This is a genomic window from Methylacidimicrobium tartarophylax (assembly GCF_902143375.2).
GTDB lineage: Bacteria > Verrucomicrobiota > Verrucomicrobiia > Methylacidiphilales > Methylacidiphilaceae > Methylacidimicrobium > Methylacidimicrobium tartarophylax.
Map to the genome: position 1 here is coordinate 39410 of NZ_CABFVA020000004.1, position 15412 is coordinate 54821.

At 62.4% G+C, this 15412-nt stretch carries 14 protein-coding genes and 2 pseudogenes; 5 read left to right on the plus strand and 11 right to left on the minus strand.

What is annotated here, in order from left to right; genetic code table 11:
* Positions 1-76: 76 nt before the first annotated feature.
* Positions 77-847, minus strand: coding sequence for a hypothetical protein (locus MAMT_RS00665; protein WP_142659022.1), 771 nt, complete (start codon positions 845-847; stop codon positions 77-79).
* A gap of 221 nt (positions 848-1068) precedes the next feature.
* On the opposite strand from MAMT_RS00665, the gene MAMT_RS00670 reads away from it, so the two are divergent.
* Both MAMT_RS00670 and MAMT_RS11575 read left to right on the plus strand, forming a co-directional pair.
* Positions 1069-1851, plus strand: coding sequence for a YdcF family protein (locus tag MAMT_RS00670; protein WP_142659023.1), 783 nt, complete (start codon positions 1069-1071; stop codon positions 1849-1851).
* Positions 1852-1865: 14 nt separating this feature from the next.
* A pseudogene (locus MAMT_RS11575) lies at positions 1866-2432 on the plus strand (polysaccharide deacetylase family protein); the annotation flags it as partial.
* A gap of 205 nt (positions 2433-2637) precedes the next feature.
* On the opposite strand, the gene MAMT_RS00680 reads toward MAMT_RS11575, so the two are convergent.
* The 5 genes from MAMT_RS00680 to MAMT_RS00700 all read right to left on the minus strand — a co-directional run bounded on the left by MAMT_RS00680 (position 2638) and on the right by MAMT_RS00700 (position 8455).
* On the minus strand, positions 2638-3477 hold the full coding sequence (locus MAMT_RS00680; RefSeq protein WP_142659024.1) for a glycosyltransferase family 2 protein: 840 nt from the start codon (positions 3475-3477) through the stop codon (positions 2638-2640).
* A complete protein-coding gene (locus MAMT_RS00685) occupies positions 3474-4355 on the minus strand; it encodes a lysophospholipid acyltransferase family protein (RefSeq protein ID WP_246186438.1) in 882 nt (293 codons plus the stop codon). Before MAMT_RS00685 ends, MAMT_RS00680 begins: the two co-directional genes overlap by 4 nt.
* Positions 4356-4507: 152 nt before the next feature.
* Positions 4508-5515 (minus strand): lysophospholipid acyltransferase family protein, encoded by a 1008-nt coding sequence (locus MAMT_RS00690; protein ID WP_142659025.1) that lies wholly within the window; start codon positions 5513-5515, stop codon positions 4508-4510.
* 112 nt (positions 5516-5627) lie between these two features.
* On the minus strand, positions 5628-7745 hold the full coding sequence (gene uvrB / locus MAMT_RS00695) for an excinuclease ABC subunit UvrB (RefSeq protein WP_142659026.1): 2118 nt from the start codon (positions 7743-7745) through the stop codon (positions 5628-5630).
* Entirely contained in the window at positions 7742-8455 is a 714-nt protein-coding gene (locus MAMT_RS00700; protein ID WP_142659027.1) for a phosphoribosyltransferase, read from the minus strand. Before MAMT_RS00700 ends, uvrB begins: the two co-directional genes overlap by 4 nt.
* 155 nt (positions 8456-8610) lie before the next feature.
* On the opposite strand from MAMT_RS00700, the gene MAMT_RS00705 reads away from it, so the two are divergent.
* Positions 8611-9777, plus strand: a complete 1167-nt coding sequence (locus MAMT_RS00705) for a diflavin oxidoreductase (RefSeq protein ID WP_246186439.1) — start codon at positions 8611-8613, stop codon at positions 9775-9777.
* Positions 9778-9810: 33 nt separating this feature from the next.
* Here the strand turns inward: MAMT_RS00705 and MAMT_RS00710 are convergent, their stop codons facing one another.
* Complete coding sequence (locus tag MAMT_RS00710) at positions 9811-10278, minus strand: Slp family lipoprotein (RefSeq protein ID WP_178086826.1); 468 nt, start codon at positions 10276-10278, stop codon at positions 9811-9813.
* Between the two features lie 291 nt (positions 10279-10569).
* Between MAMT_RS00710 and MAMT_RS11225 the strand changes: the two genes are divergently transcribed.
* Positions 10570-11241, plus strand: coding sequence for an energy transducer TonB (locus tag MAMT_RS11225; protein ID WP_178086827.1), 672 nt, complete (start codon positions 10570-10572; stop codon positions 11239-11241).
* A gap of 251 nt (positions 11242-11492) precedes the next feature.
* On the opposite strand, the gene MAMT_RS00720 is transcribed toward MAMT_RS11225, so the two are convergent.
* Entirely contained in the window at positions 11493-11723 is a 231-nt protein-coding gene (locus MAMT_RS00720; RefSeq protein WP_142659031.1) for a hypothetical protein, read from the minus strand.
* 190 nt (positions 11724-11913) lie between these two features.
* On the opposite strand from MAMT_RS00720, the gene MAMT_RS00725 reads away from it, so the two are divergent.
* Positions 11914-12429: a superoxide dismutase gene (locus MAMT_RS00725; RefSeq protein ID WP_178086828.1), complete on the plus strand. Its 516-nt coding sequence runs from the start codon at positions 11914-11916 to the stop codon at positions 12427-12429.
* On the opposite strand, the gene MAMT_RS00730 is transcribed toward MAMT_RS00725, so the two are convergent.
* From MAMT_RS00730 to MAMT_RS00740, 3 genes and pseudogenes are all read right to left on the minus strand, one after another.
* On the minus strand, positions 12363-13277 hold the full coding sequence (locus MAMT_RS00730; RefSeq protein ID WP_178086829.1) for a metal ABC transporter permease: 915 nt from the start codon (positions 13275-13277) through the stop codon (positions 12363-12365). The two genes, MAMT_RS00725 and MAMT_RS00730, sit on opposite strands and share 67 nt — an antisense overlap.
* 515 nt (positions 13278-13792) lie before the next feature.
* Positions 13793-14417, minus strand: a pseudogene (locus tag MAMT_RS00735) (metal ABC transporter ATP-binding protein); the annotation flags it as partial.
* On the minus strand, positions 14344-15291 hold the full coding sequence (locus MAMT_RS00740; RefSeq protein ID WP_142659034.1) for a metal ABC transporter substrate-binding protein: 948 nt from the start codon (positions 15289-15291) through the stop codon (positions 14344-14346). The gene MAMT_RS00740 and the pseudogene MAMT_RS00735, both read right to left, overlap by 74 nt.
* Positions 15292-15412: the final 121 nt, after the last annotated feature.

Here is a 15412-nt window from a genome sequence, read left to right on the forward strand (position 1 = left end):
CTTCTCTTGTCTCGCTTGTCAATGCTTCCCTGTTTTCGTCCCCCTTCGTGGTCCGTCCGCCGTTCGGGTTCGCGCCCTACCGAACCGCAGGCTTCTTCCCGGACCCACGATACCGGAAGTCGACCGATTCTCGGATCACCCTTTCCCGCAGCCACCCGAAGGGAATGTGGACGGCATAACGATAGCGCACCTCTTTCGGACCCCAGTCGCCGTTGGGAAGCCGCTGGGATTCCCAACGGAACTCGAGCTCATAGAGCCGCGCGAAAAACCAGGCTACGGAGACGGGATGGCCGAGAAAACCCTCGTTTTGCAAGAGAGAGTAGTCTTCCTTCGAAGCCCAGAGGTGGCCCCAGACCGCGTTGACGACCTTTTCCTCGCGATTCCGGTAAGGCATGTTGGGCCTCGGGGTGAATCGAATCTTGTAGCAATCGACCCCGTTGACCCGTTCGCTGCCGTCCAGGGAATAGTAGTAATGGTCGATCACGTTGAGCACCTCGAAGGGCTCCTCCTGCGCAGCCTTGGCGGTCTCTCCTTCCGGACCCTTCTCAGGGCGGGAGCCGTAATCCGGCGGTCGGTCGGCGTAGACCGCTTGGCGCTGCTTGCTTTCGGAAACGATGCGACGCTCTGCGTCGAGCTTCTCTCGAATGATGATCAGATCGTAGTCAAATTGCCGGCGGCGCTCCGCCAGCCGCTTGTCCTGCTCGGCTAAACGGCGGACGATCCGGTAGGCCTCCTCCGACGGATCGGCCCAGGCCGCTCCCCACCCGAGCCAGAGCCCGAGGAGCCAGCCGCCCAAAACCCAGACGCTCCGCGAGAGAAACAAGAGACGCAAGATTCGTTTTGTCATGGAACACGACGCCTTCCGTCCCTTACCGATTGGATAGCCCGACCCCGCCGTGAGGCAGACGCCGGTTCGGAGCCGCTCTGAGCTCGAGTCGTTGCCGATCCGGCCTTCGGATGCGTGGAAAGAAAAGAAAAGGGAACATACCGGCTCCATAGAAAGCCAAGCCGCCTCCAGCGCGACAAGAGGATTTTCTTGGCGGGGGGAACCGAGCAATATTTTAGGCCATGGAGACCAGGGGAATGGGCAACCTGGGACCGCCAAGGAGTGCCGCCGCCCAGCGCCTCTTCCCCCGACGGCGAGGGAATCGTCCCCGGCAGAGGTGGCGCTGCGGCAACCCGGAATTAGGCTCCTTTTTTCTCGGAGCCGACGGGCTTTGGATGCTCGCGCTCTCAGTCTTCGTCGGGCTGGCCTCCGCCACGCTCAGCTTCTGGCTGGTCTTCGGTCACGTTCTTCGCATCGCCAGGCGAACTCCCTCTTCGATCGATTCTCCATTTCGGATCGTCGTGTTGGGCTCTTGCCTGGATGCCGACGGCGGGCCGACGCCGACCTATCGCTGTCGGCTCGATCGGGCGCTCCGCCTCTATCGGCAAGCCCCCTCGGCCAAGATTGTTCTTCTCGGGGGAACCACCCTCGAAGGAGGGCCCTCGGAGGCGATGGCGGGCTCGCGGTATCTTTTGGCCCACGGCCTGCCGGAGAGATCCCTGATCCTCGAGGAGAACTCCCGCCACACCTTGGAAAATCTTCACTTCTACCGCTCCACCCTCGCCTCGACCGACGGCCGACCCGATGCTCTGGTCACCAGCCGCTTTCATCTCGCCCGAAGCACACTCCTGGCTTCCGGGCTCCGAATCCCGCACGCGCCGTGCGCCGCCGAAGATTGCTGGGCGGCATCCCCGCAGGAGATCCTGCGGCTCTTCGTGGAGGCGTTTTTCGTGCACTGGTATCTGGTCGGCCGAACCTATGCCCGCTGGACCCGCAACGAGCGCATGCTCGACCGAATCCGCTAAACGGCATAGAAGCGATGATTCGCCCACCTGTCGCTTCCCCAGATCGAGCTTCGGCTGCCGGCCGGAATCCCCGGCGCTGGCGGCCATCCCCGGCCATCCGCGTCTCCCTCTGGCTGCACGTCACTCTCCTGGCGGCGCTTCCCCTCGTCCCCGGATTCTGGGTCTGGCTCCTGGCCCTCTTCCTCGCCGACCACCTTCTCCTCGGGTTCTCCGGCCTCTGGCCGAAAAGTAGGCTGCTGGGCCCGAACCTCGTCCGCCTGCCGAAGTCCCCCGCGCGGAACGGTCTTGTGGTCCTCACCTTCGACGACGGACCTGATCCCGAGATCACGCCGGCGATCCTCGATCTTTTGGACACCTGGGGGGCCAAGGCGAGCTTCTTCTGCGTGGGACAGCGGGCGGAGCGGCACGCCGGACTCGTCCGGGAAATCGTCCGGCGCGGCCACAGCGTGGAAAACCACAGCTTGCGCCATTCGAACTTCTTTGCCTGCTACTCCCTGGGCGCCCTGCAGCGCGAGATCCAACGAGCACAGTCGGTGCTCGGCGCGCTTGCCGGCACGGCTCCCCGGTTTTTCCGCGCTCCCATGGGTTTTCGCAATCCCTTTCTCGATCCCGCTCTCGCATGGGCGGGCCTTCGTTACGTTTCCTGGACCCGGAGAGGCTTCGACACAGCCTGCCGAACCCCCGCAACCGTCCTCCGCCGCCTGATCCGGAACCTGGCCGAAGGCGACATCCTCCTCCTGCACGACGGACACAGCGCGCACACACCCCAGGGTGATCCCGTGAGCCTCAAGGTCCTCTCGGTGCTCCTCCCGCTCCTCGAGGCCCGAGGTCTTCGCGCGGTTTCGCTCCCGATGGCGATGTCGGATGAGTCCCAAAGCAGCAGGGGAGTCCGCGCCGGAGAAGCCGGGGCAGAGCCCCGCAAAGGAGGCGGAGATGCATCCGGGCCAGCAAGAAGTTGTCCCGGACATAGCGGAATTGGGAGACCCCTCCCTCCTGCCGAGTAAAATAGCGGACCGGCACCGGAAGTTGGATCGGGGGCACCCCTCGCCAATAAAGGCGGACGACTGCTTCGGGATCGAAGTCGAACCTCCGCATCGTGCGGCACGACTCCATGATCTCCAGCAAGGGTGCGATCGGATAGACCCGAAAGCCGAAGAGCACGTCGCCCACACCCCCGCCCACCGTCTGGACCCCCGCGAGCCAGTTGGAGATCTTCCGCCCGCCGACTCTCGCGGGAGGAGCGCTCCGATCGAAGATCGGCAGACCGAGCACCATGGCATCGGGAGAAGCGGCGGACGCCGCCAGAAACTGCGGAATGGCGGAAGCGGGGTGCTGCCCGTCCGCATCCATCGTCAAGGCGTGGGTAAACCCCGACCTCGTCGCCTCCCGCAGGCCCCGGAGGATGGCCGCGCCTTTGCCTTGATTACGGGAGAGGGAGAAGACCCGGAACCCGGGATCGGCTTCCGCCCGCTGGCGAAGCCGCCCCTCGGATCCATCGTTGCTCCCGTCGATGACGACCCAGACCGGCTGCCAGAATCGGCGGGCCTCCTCCACCGTCTCCAAGAGCTTCGCTCCCGTATTGTAGCTCGGGATCAACACAAGCGCGCGCGGCTTCTGTCTGCTCATCGCACGGAAATCGACGGGTTCCGCGTAAGCTCCTGCCGGTAGTAGCGCTCAAGCTCTTCGACAAATTCATGGGGCTCTCCCTGAGCAAGAAAGCGCCGTCCGAGGCGGGCTCGATAGACCAGAGGAAACTCCGGCTTACGGAAAAGCGGCCACCCTTTTGCGAGGTAGGGAACGCTTCCCTCCAAAAAGACCGTCTGCACGGGGATTCCCGTCGCTCGGGCGATGACGGCAACTCCTCCCTTAAAAGAGCTGACCGGCTGCGTGGTCGTCCGAGTCCCCTCCGGGAAGATCAGAATCTGTTCCCCTCGACGAATCGCCTCTTTCGCCTCCCTCACGAGCAAGAGCGGGGAATCGCTCCGGAGATACCGGGCGAGCCGGAGGCATCCGCCTAGGAAAGGATTTCCCCAGAGCGCCGCCTTGGCGAGGCAGACGACCCTCGGAAGCCGGGAGATCACCAACACGGCGTCAAGCAGGGCCGGGTGGTTGGCGGCAATCAGCAGTGGCCCCTCGTTTCGAAGCTGGTCCAGAGCGGTGAGATCGCAACGAAAGAGACCGAGAAACCGCATATGGGAAAGGAACAACCGAAAACCCACCATGATCAGGAATTGGCCAACGCGCGCTCCGATCCTCGGCGGAAGCAGGAGGCTCAGCAGACCGGCGACGACACTCCAAAAGAGGCTGGCTACCCAGAAAAATCCGACGCCCCAGTAGAAGCGCACGCACTCAGCAACCCGCGTGAGACAATCCCACGCCTCCTGCCCGGCACCCACATCCGCCTGACAGCAACCAGGCAAAAGCCGAACTGCCGGAGCCGCAGCACCTTTTTCCCGTCCCTTTCCCTTATCCAGAACGAAAGCAACTGTAATGCGCCCCATCATCCGGCGTAAAGAACCGAAACGGCTCCTCTCGCAGGCCAAGGAAGGTACCTCTGGTTGAGAGGCCGACGAGTTCATGAAAGGCGGGTGGGAGCGGATTCAACACAGGTACGGACGGCAGGTCAAGGAGACACTAACCTGAATGGCAGACTCCTTCAGCCCGGAATCCCGCCTCCTTCCAGCGGAACGAACTGGTACCATTGGCTCCAATGGGCCGCGATTTCGGGAACCAGCAGATCGAAGACCTGCCGGCTCGCGGCTGCCAAGGCCTCCTCCCTGGACCCTTGGTCCGAGAAAAAGAGCGGCGGGCTGCACCAGACTCGATAACGCCGGTTGGGCTTTTCGGTTACCGTCACCACGAAGACCGGAACTGCCTCGAGCATCGCCAGATAGAGGATTCCCGTGGAGACCGGCAAGCGGCCATGGGGAAGACGGACGGAGACCCGGCTAGTCGGAGAGGGCCGATCAACCAGAGCCGCGACAAATTTCCCTTGCGAGAGCTTCTTGCGAACCGCCAGAAACGAAAAAGCGTCTTCTCCGACCTCCAGCGTCTCGACCCCCCAGCGGCGGCGGTATGCCGATCGCCACAGAGAGAGGTTCGGGTCCGGTTCGGGGAAGGTGAGAATCACCGTTGAGAAACCGAAGCTTGAGAGCAGCGCGCCTCCGAGCTCAAAGAGTCCGAGGTGGCCCGTCAGGAGGAGCGCCCCCTTCCCCTGGCGGTGTGCGAAGGCAAGCCCCTCGTAGCCGATCCGCTCCTCGATGAGCCCCCGGGCACAGGCGACGGATCGGCTACCAAGATAGAAATAGTCGCCGATCGCCTTGCCGAAGTTTCCATAGACGTTTCGGGAGTCCGCTGCCCGGACGGGCCGATCGAGAATCAGTCGTAAATTCCGGGCAACGACCGCGGCGTGCGCGCGGCGAAAGAAGGCGAAAGCCAGGGCCGATCCCGCGCCGATCCCGCGCACCACCCCTCTCGGTAGGAAGCGCGCCGCCAGAACGCCGAGCGCAAACCAGGACGAACGGTAGAGGGGACGGGAGACGGCCGCTCCCCGGGGGGCGGAGGTGTCTGGCCTGCGTGTCTCACCCGCGTTCTCCTGCAGCTTGGGCAATGGACTTGTCTGCTTCGCTGGAACTTGGTTTTCCCCCTCGCAGGTTGTCGTCATACCACGCCGGGGGAAAACCTGCTCCCCGCCTTGCCTCCAGGACCATGCGCCGCGCCTCGGATAGGAACTTTGTGAGACGCGCAGGCTGCCATCGCTTTACCCGTCCAATGGCTCAATCGGCCGGATCGGCCTCCATGGAGCGGCTTGGCCAACCTGTTTTCCGTTTGGGGAGTGCGGGCCTCTTCCTCCCTTTAAGCTTCCGAGCGCTCGCGTGCCCTCCCGATCCCGAAGGCCGGGGACCGGCGACTCCGGCTCTCCGTTGGAGCTCCTCGATCTGATCCCGAAGGAGAGCCGCTTTTTCATAGTTGAGCGCACCTGCCGCCTCCACCATCTCCCGTTGCAAATCCCGCAACGTCTCCTCCAGATCGAACTTCCCTTCCTCCCCATGCAACCTCTCCACCGCCTGCGCCTCGGCCCGCAGCACCCCCCGCAGACTCTCTTGGATCCCTCGCTGCACCCCGCGGGGCGTAATCCCGTGAGCCTGATTGTAGGCAATCTGCTTGCTCCTCCGGTATTGGGTCACCTCCAGGAGCTTTCGAATCGCCGGGGTCTCCCGTTCGGCGTAAAGCAGCACGGTCCCGTGAAGATGGCGTGCGGCTCGCCCGGCGATCTGGATCAGCGACTTCTCCGACCGGAGGTAGCCCTCCTTGTCGGCGTCCAGGATGGCGACCAGGGAGACTTCGGGCAGATCGAGGCCTTCCCGAAGCAGGTTGATTCCGACCAGAACATCGAAGTCCCCCGCTCGGAGCCCGCGCAGGATCTCTACCCGCTCGATCGCGTCGAGTTCCGAATGGAGATAGCGGACGCGCAAGCCCAACTCGCGCAGGTAATCGGCTAGATCCTCCGCCGTCTGCTTGGTCAAAGTCAGCACAAGAGACCGTTCTTTCTGCGACTCCCGCTTGCGGATCTCCTCCATCACATCGTCGATCTGCCCTTTGAGCGGGCGAACCTCGGCGACGGGATCCAAGAGCCCGGTGGGCCGGATGATCTGCTCCACCGCCTCTCCGCCGCAAAGCCCGAGCTCGTAGTCGCCGGGTGTCGCCGAAACATAGAGCGTCTGGCCGACCAGCGAGCGGAATTCGGCAAAGTTGAGCGGCCGATTGTCGAGCGCCGAGGGAAGACGAAACCCATGCTCGACCAGGACCCGCTTGCGGGCGATATCCCCCGCGTACATCCCCTGGATCTGCGAGATCGTGACATGCGATTCATCGATCACGGTAAGAAAATCCTTCGGAAAGAAATCGAGAAGCGTGTAAGGACGCGAGCCGGGCTCCCGGCCGCTCAAATGCCGAGAGTAGTTCTCGATTCCGCTACAGAAGCCAAGCTCCTCGAGGAGTTCGAGATCGTAGGTCGTCCGCAGCCGCAGACGCTGGGCTTCCAGCAGCTTTCCCTGTCCTTCGAGCTCCGTTACGCGCTCTTCGAGCTCCTGCCGGATGGAAGCGACCGCTCTTTTCGTCTTATCGTATGGCGTCACGAAGTGGCGAGCCGGGAAGATCATCTCTTTCTCCAACCGGGTCAGCACATTTCCGGTCAGAAGCTGAAATTCGCTGATCCGGTCGATCTGATCCCCGACAAACTCGATCCGCAACCCCTCTTCGGCCGAGCGGTGGCAGACCTCGACCACATCGCCGCGAACCCGGAACCGGCCTCGAGCCAGCGCCACGTCGTTCCGCTCGTATTGCATTTCGACCAGGCGCGCCAGCAGCTCCTCTCGCCTCAGGTCCATTCCGACCCGCAAGGCAAAGGCGAGCCCCTCGTAGTCCTCCGGAGACCCCAACCCGTAGATACAGGAGACGCTCGCCACGACGATGACATCCCGCCGGGAAAGCAGGGAGATGGTCGCCGAGAGCCGCAGCCGCTCGATCTCCTCGTTCACGCTCGAATCCTTTTCGATGTAGGTGTCGCTGCTGGGGATGTAGGCCTCGGGCTGGTAGTAGTCGAAGTAGGAGACGAAATACTCGACGGCGGCCTCAGGAAAGAACTGCTTGAGCTCGCTATATAGCTGGGCGGCCAGCGTCTTGTTGTGGGAAATGACCAGGACGGGGCGACCCAGCCGCGCGAGGACGCTGGCAACGGTAAAGGTCTTCCCCGACCCGGTCACGCCGAGAAGTACCGTGTGCGGCTCTCCCTCCTGCACCCGGCGCACGATCGTCTCGATGGCTTGCGGCTGATCCCCGCACGGAGCGTACGGCGCCCGGAGATCAAAGATACCCGATTCTTCCGCTCTCATTGATCCGCGGCCGCCCCATCGCCCGGCCATTCCTTGCGCCTGTTCTCCCTCTCTTTTTTCCGCGCAGCCGCTGCTTCGTGCAGGAGTGCGCAGACCTCCTCGTCTCCGAGCTGGGGAAACTCCTTGTACCACTGGCCCACGCCGAAGAAGGATTCCGGGGTGAGGAGGACGATCCACTCGTCGACCAACTCGGCCATCTCCTCGGCTACCGAGGGAGGTGCCACAGGGACAGCGGCCAGGATCGCTGCAGGCTCAAGCTTCCGGGCTGTCTCCACCGCCGCCCGCATCGTCGCTCCTGTAGCGATGCCGTCATCGACAAAGATCGCGATTTTCCCGCGGAGCGAAAGCGCAGGCATCCCCTTGCGAAACAGGGCCTCGCGCCTCCGTAATTCCCGTTCTTCCCTGGCGGCAACCGCCTCGATCGTCCTTTCATCGATTCCCAAGCTGGCGACCACGGAGCGGTTGATTACCCTCCCACCTCCGGTAGCGATCGCACCCATGGCCAGTTCTTCCTGCCCCGGAACTCCCAGCTTGCGAACCGTGAAGACGTCGAGAGGAAGGTGCAGGATTTTGGCAATCTCCGCGCCCACGGCGACTCCGCCGCGGGGGAGCGCCAAGAGGATGACATCCTTCCTGCCGCCATACTCGAGCAGCTCCTCGGCCAGAAGCCTCCCGGCTTCCTTCCGATTCTGAAATCGCTCGTCCTTCATTGCCCTTCGTTCGCCTCAGCTTCCCATCGGCATCCCACCCTGCAAGAAGAAAGAGCCTCCTCTCGGGGGGGGGAATCTTCGCCTGCGGACTTTCCGCTTGTGCTTTGCCGTTCCTTACGGTAGATGGATTTCTTTTTAACACTCTTCACCAGCGGATGACAGCAACGACTTCTCCTACCGCCAAACCCTATACGCGTGCCAATCCCTTTCCCGCTCGAATCTCGGAAAATCGAGCGTTGACCCTACAGGGTTCGGAAAAAGAGACGCGGCATCTCGTCGTTGACCTCCGCGGCAGCGGTCTCTCTTATCAAGTGGGAGATTCCCTGGGAGTTTTCGCCCGCAACCCGCCGGAGCTCATTGGCGAACTGCTCCAAGCTCTCGGGCTCTCGGGCGAGGAGACGGTCTCTCTCCAAGGGCAGACGTCCTCGTTGCGCGAGATTCTCGCAAGCCAATTCGTCCTCAACCGGGTGACCAAGAAGTTTGCCCGCGCTCTCGCGGAAAAGCTTCCTCCCGGTCCAAGCCGCGATTCGCTCCAAGCCCTCTGTCAAAACGAAGCCGAACTCGACGCCTATCTCCACGGCAAGGATTATATCGATCTTCTTCGCAGCCATCCCGGCGCCTCCTTCGGACCGGAGGAGCTGATCGGCCTGCTCGGCCGCTCTCTTCCCCGGCTCTATTCGGTCGCTTCGGCTCCCGCCGTCTACCCCGAAGAGATTCACCTGACGGTCGCGGTGGTCCGCTTTCAGACTCACGGTCGGGAAAAGCTCGGGCTCGCCTCCGGCCATCTCGCTCGCATCGAACCCTCCCAACCCCACGCACTGCCGGTCTATGTTCAGCCCGCCAAGCACTTCCGGCTCCCGGAAGACCCGACAGCCTCCTTGATTCTGGTGGGTCCCGGCACGGGCGTGGCTCCCTTTCGCGCCTTTCTCCAGCAGCGGGCGGCGCTGGGCCACACGGGGAGGAACTGGCTCTTTTTCGGCGAGCAGCACCGGGCAACCGATTTTTTCTACGAGGAGGAGTTCCTTGAGCTTCATCGCAAGGGCGTCCTCTCCCGCCTCGATACGGCGTTTTCTCGGGATCAAGCTCAGAAGATCTACGTGCAGCATCGGATGACCGAACAGGGCGAGGCGCTCTGGGCTTGGCTTCAGGAGGGAGCGCACCTCTACGTTTGCGGGGATGCCCACCGAATGGCCAAGGATGTCCATCAGGCGCTCATCGATATCGCCCACCGCTTCGGCGGCCTGAATCTAGAAGAAGCGGCTCATTACGTGAACGTGACCCTCCTGAAGGAGCAGAAACGCTATCACAAGGACGTCTATTAACGCCGTCCTTCTCTAGCCTTCCCAGGAAGAGCATCACCACCAGGTGCCTGGATCCCAGCCCGCTCCCAGATTGCCCTCCTGGTAGGGACCGGGAGAGTAGAACGGCTCTTGCCCGAAGCGGCGCGGCCAGAGATAGACCTCTTTCGCGACCACCAACGGCTGGCCTTTGATCAGCCCCGCAAACTTCCCCCAGACAGTGACGACCCGACCCCACGGGTAGGCGCTCGCAGCGACCTTTTCGCGGATCTCCGCCACAAAATGCCCTCGGCTTTTTGCGTCGCTGCGGGGACGGTCTCTTTCGTCCAACGGTAAGCCGTCGATTTCGATCCAGGTCCGATCGCGGAGGCTCTCGACCCGAACGACTCTTCCCCCCAGGAGCGCCGGCTTCCCCCGATAAGCTTCCGGATGGGAGCGAAGGGCGGCAACGGGAGCCTGATTCGCCGTCGCGGTCCGGACCGACTCCGGAACCGGACTGCAGCCCTGGAAAAGAAGGAGAACCATCGCTGCGAATTCCCCCCACCTCTCCCCTCCTTTCCTCCTCATACGCCTCCGTTTCGGATCAATCTCCCGGAGGATCGGCGAGGGCACAAGCTCAAATCCCGCCCCAAAAGGAGCTTCGTTTTTGACCTTCTTTTGACACGCGCCCTTCCGGTTTTGACTCTCGTCCGTCGCCGAGAGGGACGAGAGTGGAATAGCACGGAAGATGCGGCTCCTTCGATCAGGCCGTTCGACTCCGCTGAATCTGCGTTTTCTGGCATGATTTCTGCTTTATCAAAATCAGGAAAGAGATCCATGACAACGGCACTTCTTGAAAGACGGGCAACGCGGCTCGAAGCAAAGAGAAGCCAGGAGATCCAGCCTGCGGCCGACCAGTCTGCCGGATGGGGTTTTTGGCCTGCGATCGCTCTGGCCATCCTCTTTCACGCGGGAGTGGCCTGTCTGATCCTGCCCGGAGTTCCAGGGAGCCCCGTGCCGGCGATCGCGCCGCTCTCCCTGCAATCCTCGCCGAACTCCTCGAACGTCGAACTCATGGACGAAATCCCCGTGCCCCCAAGCGCGGGTACTCCACTGCCGGAGGAACGCAAGGCCGAAGAGCCATCCGTCCTGCCGACGCCCGTGCCCCCCATTCCAAAGAAGCCGCTGGTTGCCCGGCAGGCGAGCCGCTCCCACGCCGCTCGTCCCACTCAGACGCCGCACAACCGGCCTCCGGCGCTCGGCGGCGGGCTTGTCCTCTCAGAACCCCCTTACCCCTATGAGGCCCGGTGCCAGAGGCTCGAAGGCAAGGTGACCTTGCAGGTCTTCGTGCAAGAGGGTCATGTCATCTGGGTCGAAGTTCTTGCGAGTTCCGGGCATCATCTCTTGGATGGGAGTGCCAAGCAGTGGGCGCTCCATCACTGGCGCTTTCCCGGAATCGCGTCCGGTTCCTTCACCGAAGCGGTGACCTTCAGCCTGGACGGAGTCTAACCTGCATATCTCTCAAGCGTTCTCCTGCGGCTTGCAAAACGGACCTAGCTGCTTCATTGCGCCTTGCATTCAGGCCCATCCGCCGCGCCTCGGGTACAAACTTTGTGAGACAAGCAGGCTAAGCCGCCATCCCTCGCGAATGGCAACGGCCTCCTAGGCAGCCGCCTACCAGCCCTGACAAAGCTCTCCTAATCCGAATGGGCTGCTCCGGAACGGCGGGCTGCGCCACTCGCGTGTCGCCGACCTGCGGATCAGCTATAGTCCTGCTGCGAGATCGAGCTTGCCGGGCGTGCCCCGAGCAGCCGCGCCTGCGTAACCACGCGAGCCGGGTCCGAATCGAAGCGGTAGCCATGGCAGTTGGGGCAGAACACCGCCTTTTCCCGCACGATCGACTCGCAGCCTTCGCAGACCTTGTACTCGGTCGGGGCTTTCAGGATTTCCGCCGCCCTCTTCGCTCGTTCTTCCAGTTCGGATTCGGTCACCGCCGATATATTACGACTCCCGCGCCACTCTTCAACCGCAAGCCTCGTCTTCCCCGATCATTCAAACCCTTGCCAAGGGAAGAGGTTGAGGTAAAAGAAAACCATGGCGTCAACCATAGCCGATCGCACGGATCTATTTCGAAAAAAGCTCCTAGGAAAGACAGGGAAGATTTCCGAGAAAGCGTTGGAGATGCATCTTGGCCTCTATGCCATCCAGGTCCGCCGGGCCAACGAGCTCCTGCCGGCGCTCCAGGGGAAGGAGCTTCCCGGAGACGACCGGATCGCGGGCTCCCTTTTCCGGGCCAATCGGCTCGATTTCTCCTATTGTCTCTCCTCGGCAAAGAGCCACGAGCTCTACTTTGCGACTCTTGGCGGAGCCGGTGGCGAGCCGCAAGGAATCCTTCGCACCTGGATCGATCGGGACTTCGGTTCCCTCGACCGCTTCCTACGCGACCTGCGTACGACGGCTTTGGCGTCGGACTCGTGGGCCTGGACCTGCCTTGACCACGCAAGCGGTCGGCTTTTCAACCTTCTCGGCGATCCCCGAGGTGCTGTCCCCTTCTGGGGTGGAACACCTCTCCTGGCGATCGACATGGAAGACCATGCCTTTCTTCTCGATTTCAACCTGGATCGGGCGGCTTACCTCGATTCGCTGCTCGGCCAGATCGACTGGGAAGTGGTCGCCTCGGCGCTCCCTCTACTCTGAGACCGGCGCCTGTGCCCGAGTAGAGGTTGCAAGCCAAGGGCGATCAGCAGAAGGGCCAGTTGGGTCAGCACAATGGTGGGTCCCGTAGGCAGATCGAGATAGAAGGAGAGGATCACCCCGCCCACCGAGCCGAGAAATCCGCCGATCCCTGCGAAAACAAGCAGGAGACGGAGATTGGGGGCGACCAGCCGGGCCGCCGCCGCCGGGACCACCAAAAGGGCACTCACCAGCAGGGCTCCCAGCAATTTCAAGGCGATGGCCACCACCGCGGCTACCAGGAGCACCAGGATCCGGTTGAGTCGGCGCACCGGGATCCCATCCGCCAAGGCGAGATCCTCGTCCAAAAGGATCAAGAGAAACTCCCGCAACCTCCTCCCCAAGACGATTACAGCACTCATGGTCACCGCCCCAAGCACCGCCACGTCTCCCCAAGAGTTCGCATTGATGTCTCCGAAGAGCGTCTCCTCTAAAAAGCCGTATCGGCCTAACTTGCCCAGAACCAGCACCCCGAAAGCAACGCTTCCCGTGAAGCAGAATGCCATCACGGTATCAGGGCGCCACCGGGCGCTTTCGAAGAGCGAGGCCATCAGCCAAGCAGCGCCCAGGCACCAGAGGATCAGCAGGCCGGAAGGAAGCCCGGGAGGAAGAGCGAAACCGAACCAGAACTCGACCGCGCCCTCGGCGAGCAACCCCAGGGCGACCCCGGTGATTGCCGTATGGGCGAGCGCGTCGCTGAAGAAAGCCATGCCCCGCGCCGTAAGAAAGACGCCCAAGAATCCGCAAACCGGGCCGGCAAGCGCGGCGGCGGACAACGCCCGTCGCAAAAAATCATAGGAGAGAAAGTCCAAGATCTACCCCCTGCTCTAGCGAGTCCGCGCCCGCCCGGCAAGACTCTCTCCTCCTTTTCCTACCTATTCCCTCTCCGGCTCGTCGACATCTAGCCAGCATGTCTCACAAAGTTCGTACCCGAGGCGTGGCGGATGGGCCTGGATGCAAGGCGGGCCGCAAGTTTTCCCCCAAAGCTGTATGACGACATACTGCGCGGAGGGAAAACCAAGGCGCAACGAAGCAGACAGGTCCATTTCGCGAGCCGCAGGAGAATGTTTGTGAGACATGCTGGCTAGGATTGCCCTCCTTCAACCGGGATGGGGAAAGCGCTGATAAGCGGCCGCTAGCTGGTCTTCGCGCATCACTTCCTTTGGCGGGCCGCTGGCGAGAATCCTCCGGTTGAGGAAATAGACCCAGTCCGAAATGTGATGGACCAGGTGAAGATCGTGAGAAACCAGAAGAATCCCAAGCCCATCGCGATCCCGGAGCCGATGCAGGAGCGCATCGAATGCGGCCGCACCCAAGAGATCCACACCCGTTGCCGGTTCGTCCAGGAGGAGGAGTTGCGGCCTCTTCGCCAGGGCGGCAGCAAGGAAGACCCGCTGCCTCTCCCCTCCGGAGAGCTCCCCGAGCCGCCGATCGAGCAAGCTCGTGACCCCCAGTTCCTCCAGGCTCTCGACCCGCTCCTGTTTCGCCCAGCCGGGCCGAAAAAAAGGGCGCCCCAGGCGCAGGGAGAGGAATTCGGCCACGGTAACCGGCAGGAGGCGGTCGAAGGAGAGCCTTTGCGGCAGATAGCTCATCCGAAGGCCAAAAGCCTTTTCCACTCTTCCCTGGCGCAGCGGCAGGATGCCAGCCAGGCAGCGGAGCAGAGTCGTCTTCCCCGCTCCATTGGGTCCGATCAGAGAGACGACCTCCCGGCCAAAGACTTCGAGAGAGACCTCTTCAAAGGCAGCCTCGTCTCCATAGCCCGCCGCAATCCCCTCTGTCCGCAAAAGGAAGGGCCGGCTCGCCGCCCGCCGTATCGCAACGTCGGCCGCATCGCTCCTCCCCTCCGATCCTTGCTCGCTCCCCGGACCCATTTTCCCCCTAAGGATGAGCCGACGAATCTCCTTGAAATGCACCCACAAGGGCCTGCCGATTAGCTTCCGCCACGCGCTCATAGAGATCGGCCCGCAAGGCGCCGCTCTCCATCGAATCCAGCAGCACGATCGGAACTCCGCTGTCGCGCGAGATGCTCCGGAGTTCGGAACTGACGTGATTGACCTCGCTAAAGAGGGCCCGCACCCGGTTTCGAACGATCGAGTCGAGCACCCAGGCCACAAGCTTGGGGGAGAGCCCCGCGTGTCCCCTCGTCTCCAGGATCGCCACCCTTTGAATCCCATATCGCTCCGCCAAATAGGCAAACGCATCGTGATCGGACACCATCTTCTTGTCGGGCAAGGGATCGAGCGAATGACGATAACGCTCGTCGAGCCGGAGCAGCTCTTCCACCAAGAGCTTTCCGCGCGCTCGGTAATTGGAAGCTTTCGCCGTATCTCGACGGCAGAGTTCGCGAACGATATTTTCCACCTCGACGACAGCCAAAACGGGATCGAGCCAGACATGCGGATTCGGAGGCATTTCTCCCGCCCGACTCCCACCGGTAGGAGAACCAGGCGAAACCCACTGAGGCAGCGGAGTAATCCCCGCGCTCGCGTCCAGAAGCTTCTCCCGGTCGACCTCGGCTAGCGCCTTTTCCAAGAAGAACTCGAGTCCCAAGCCGTTGCGGATGATCAAGTCGGCTTGAGCAATCCGGCGCGCATCCCCAGGACTCAAGACATAATCATGAGGGTCGGCGTTTTGCGGCAGGAGATTCGCAAGCTCCACCGTCTCCCCGGCAATGCTCTTCACGAAGGAGTAGAGGGGAGCGATCGTGGTGAGTACCCGAAAAGGATGGGCGGGCCGAAGGGAATCAGCTAGCCCGACGGAGCTCGCTGCCCACCACGTCAGGAGCACGCAGAAGCCGGCCCCCAGTATTCGATATCGATTCCGCATCCTCACTGTTCGAAGAATCGCAACCTCTCCAAGGGATTCCAATCGAAACTCAAAAAAAGTGGGGCCCCTCTCGCGATGAGCTGGGCCCCTTTTTTTCCACCGTTACCCGCAGAGGCGGGCC

What these genes read in the sequence shown, in the direction of transcription:
- MAMT_RS00670 (WP_142659023.1), top strand. Translation starts at nt 1,069, where the DNA reads ATGGAGACCAGGGGAATGGGCAACCTGGGACCGCCAAGGAGTGCCGCC.
- MAMT_RS00665 (WP_142659022.1), bottom strand. Translation starts at nt 847, where the DNA reads ATGACAAAACGAATCTTGCGTCTCTTGTTTCTCTCGCGGAGCGTCTGG.
- MAMT_RS00685 (WP_246186438.1), bottom strand. Translation starts at nt 4,355, where the DNA reads ATGATGGGGCGCATTACAGTTGCTTTCGTTCTGGATAAGGGAAAGGGA.
- uvrB (WP_142659026.1), bottom strand. Translation starts at nt 7,745, where the DNA reads ATGAGAGCGGAAGAATCGGGTATCTTTGATCTCCGGGCGCCGTACGCT.
- MAMT_RS00700 (WP_142659027.1), bottom strand. Translation starts at nt 8,455, where the DNA reads ATGAAGGACGAGCGATTTCAGAATCGGAAGGAAGCCGGGAGGCTTCTG.
- MAMT_RS00705 (WP_246186439.1), top strand. Translation starts at nt 8,611, where the DNA reads ATGACAGCAACGACTTCTCCTACCGCCAAACCCTATACGCGTGCCAAT.
- MAMT_RS00680 (WP_142659024.1), bottom strand. Translation starts at nt 3,477, where the DNA reads ATGAGCAGACAGAAGCCGCGCGCGCTTGTGTTGATCCCGAGCTACAAT.
- MAMT_RS00710 (WP_178086826.1), bottom strand. Translation starts at nt 10,278, where the DNA reads ATGGTTCTCCTTCTTTTCCAGGGCTGCAGTCCGGTTCCGGAGTCGGTC.
- MAMT_RS00690 (WP_142659025.1), bottom strand. Translation starts at nt 5,515, where the DNA reads ATGACGACAACCTGCGAGGGGGAAAACCAAGTTCCAGCGAAGCAGACA.
- MAMT_RS11225 (WP_178086827.1), top strand. Translation starts at nt 10,570, where the DNA reads ATGACAACGGCACTTCTTGAAAGACGGGCAACGCGGCTCGAAGCAAAG.
- MAMT_RS00740 (WP_142659034.1), bottom strand. Translation starts at nt 15,291, where the DNA reads ATGCGGAATCGATATCGAATACTGGGGGCCGGCTTCTGCGTGCTCCTG.
- MAMT_RS00725 (WP_178086828.1), top strand. Translation starts at nt 11,914, where the DNA reads ATGCATCTTGGCCTCTATGCCATCCAGGTCCGCCGGGCCAACGAGCTC.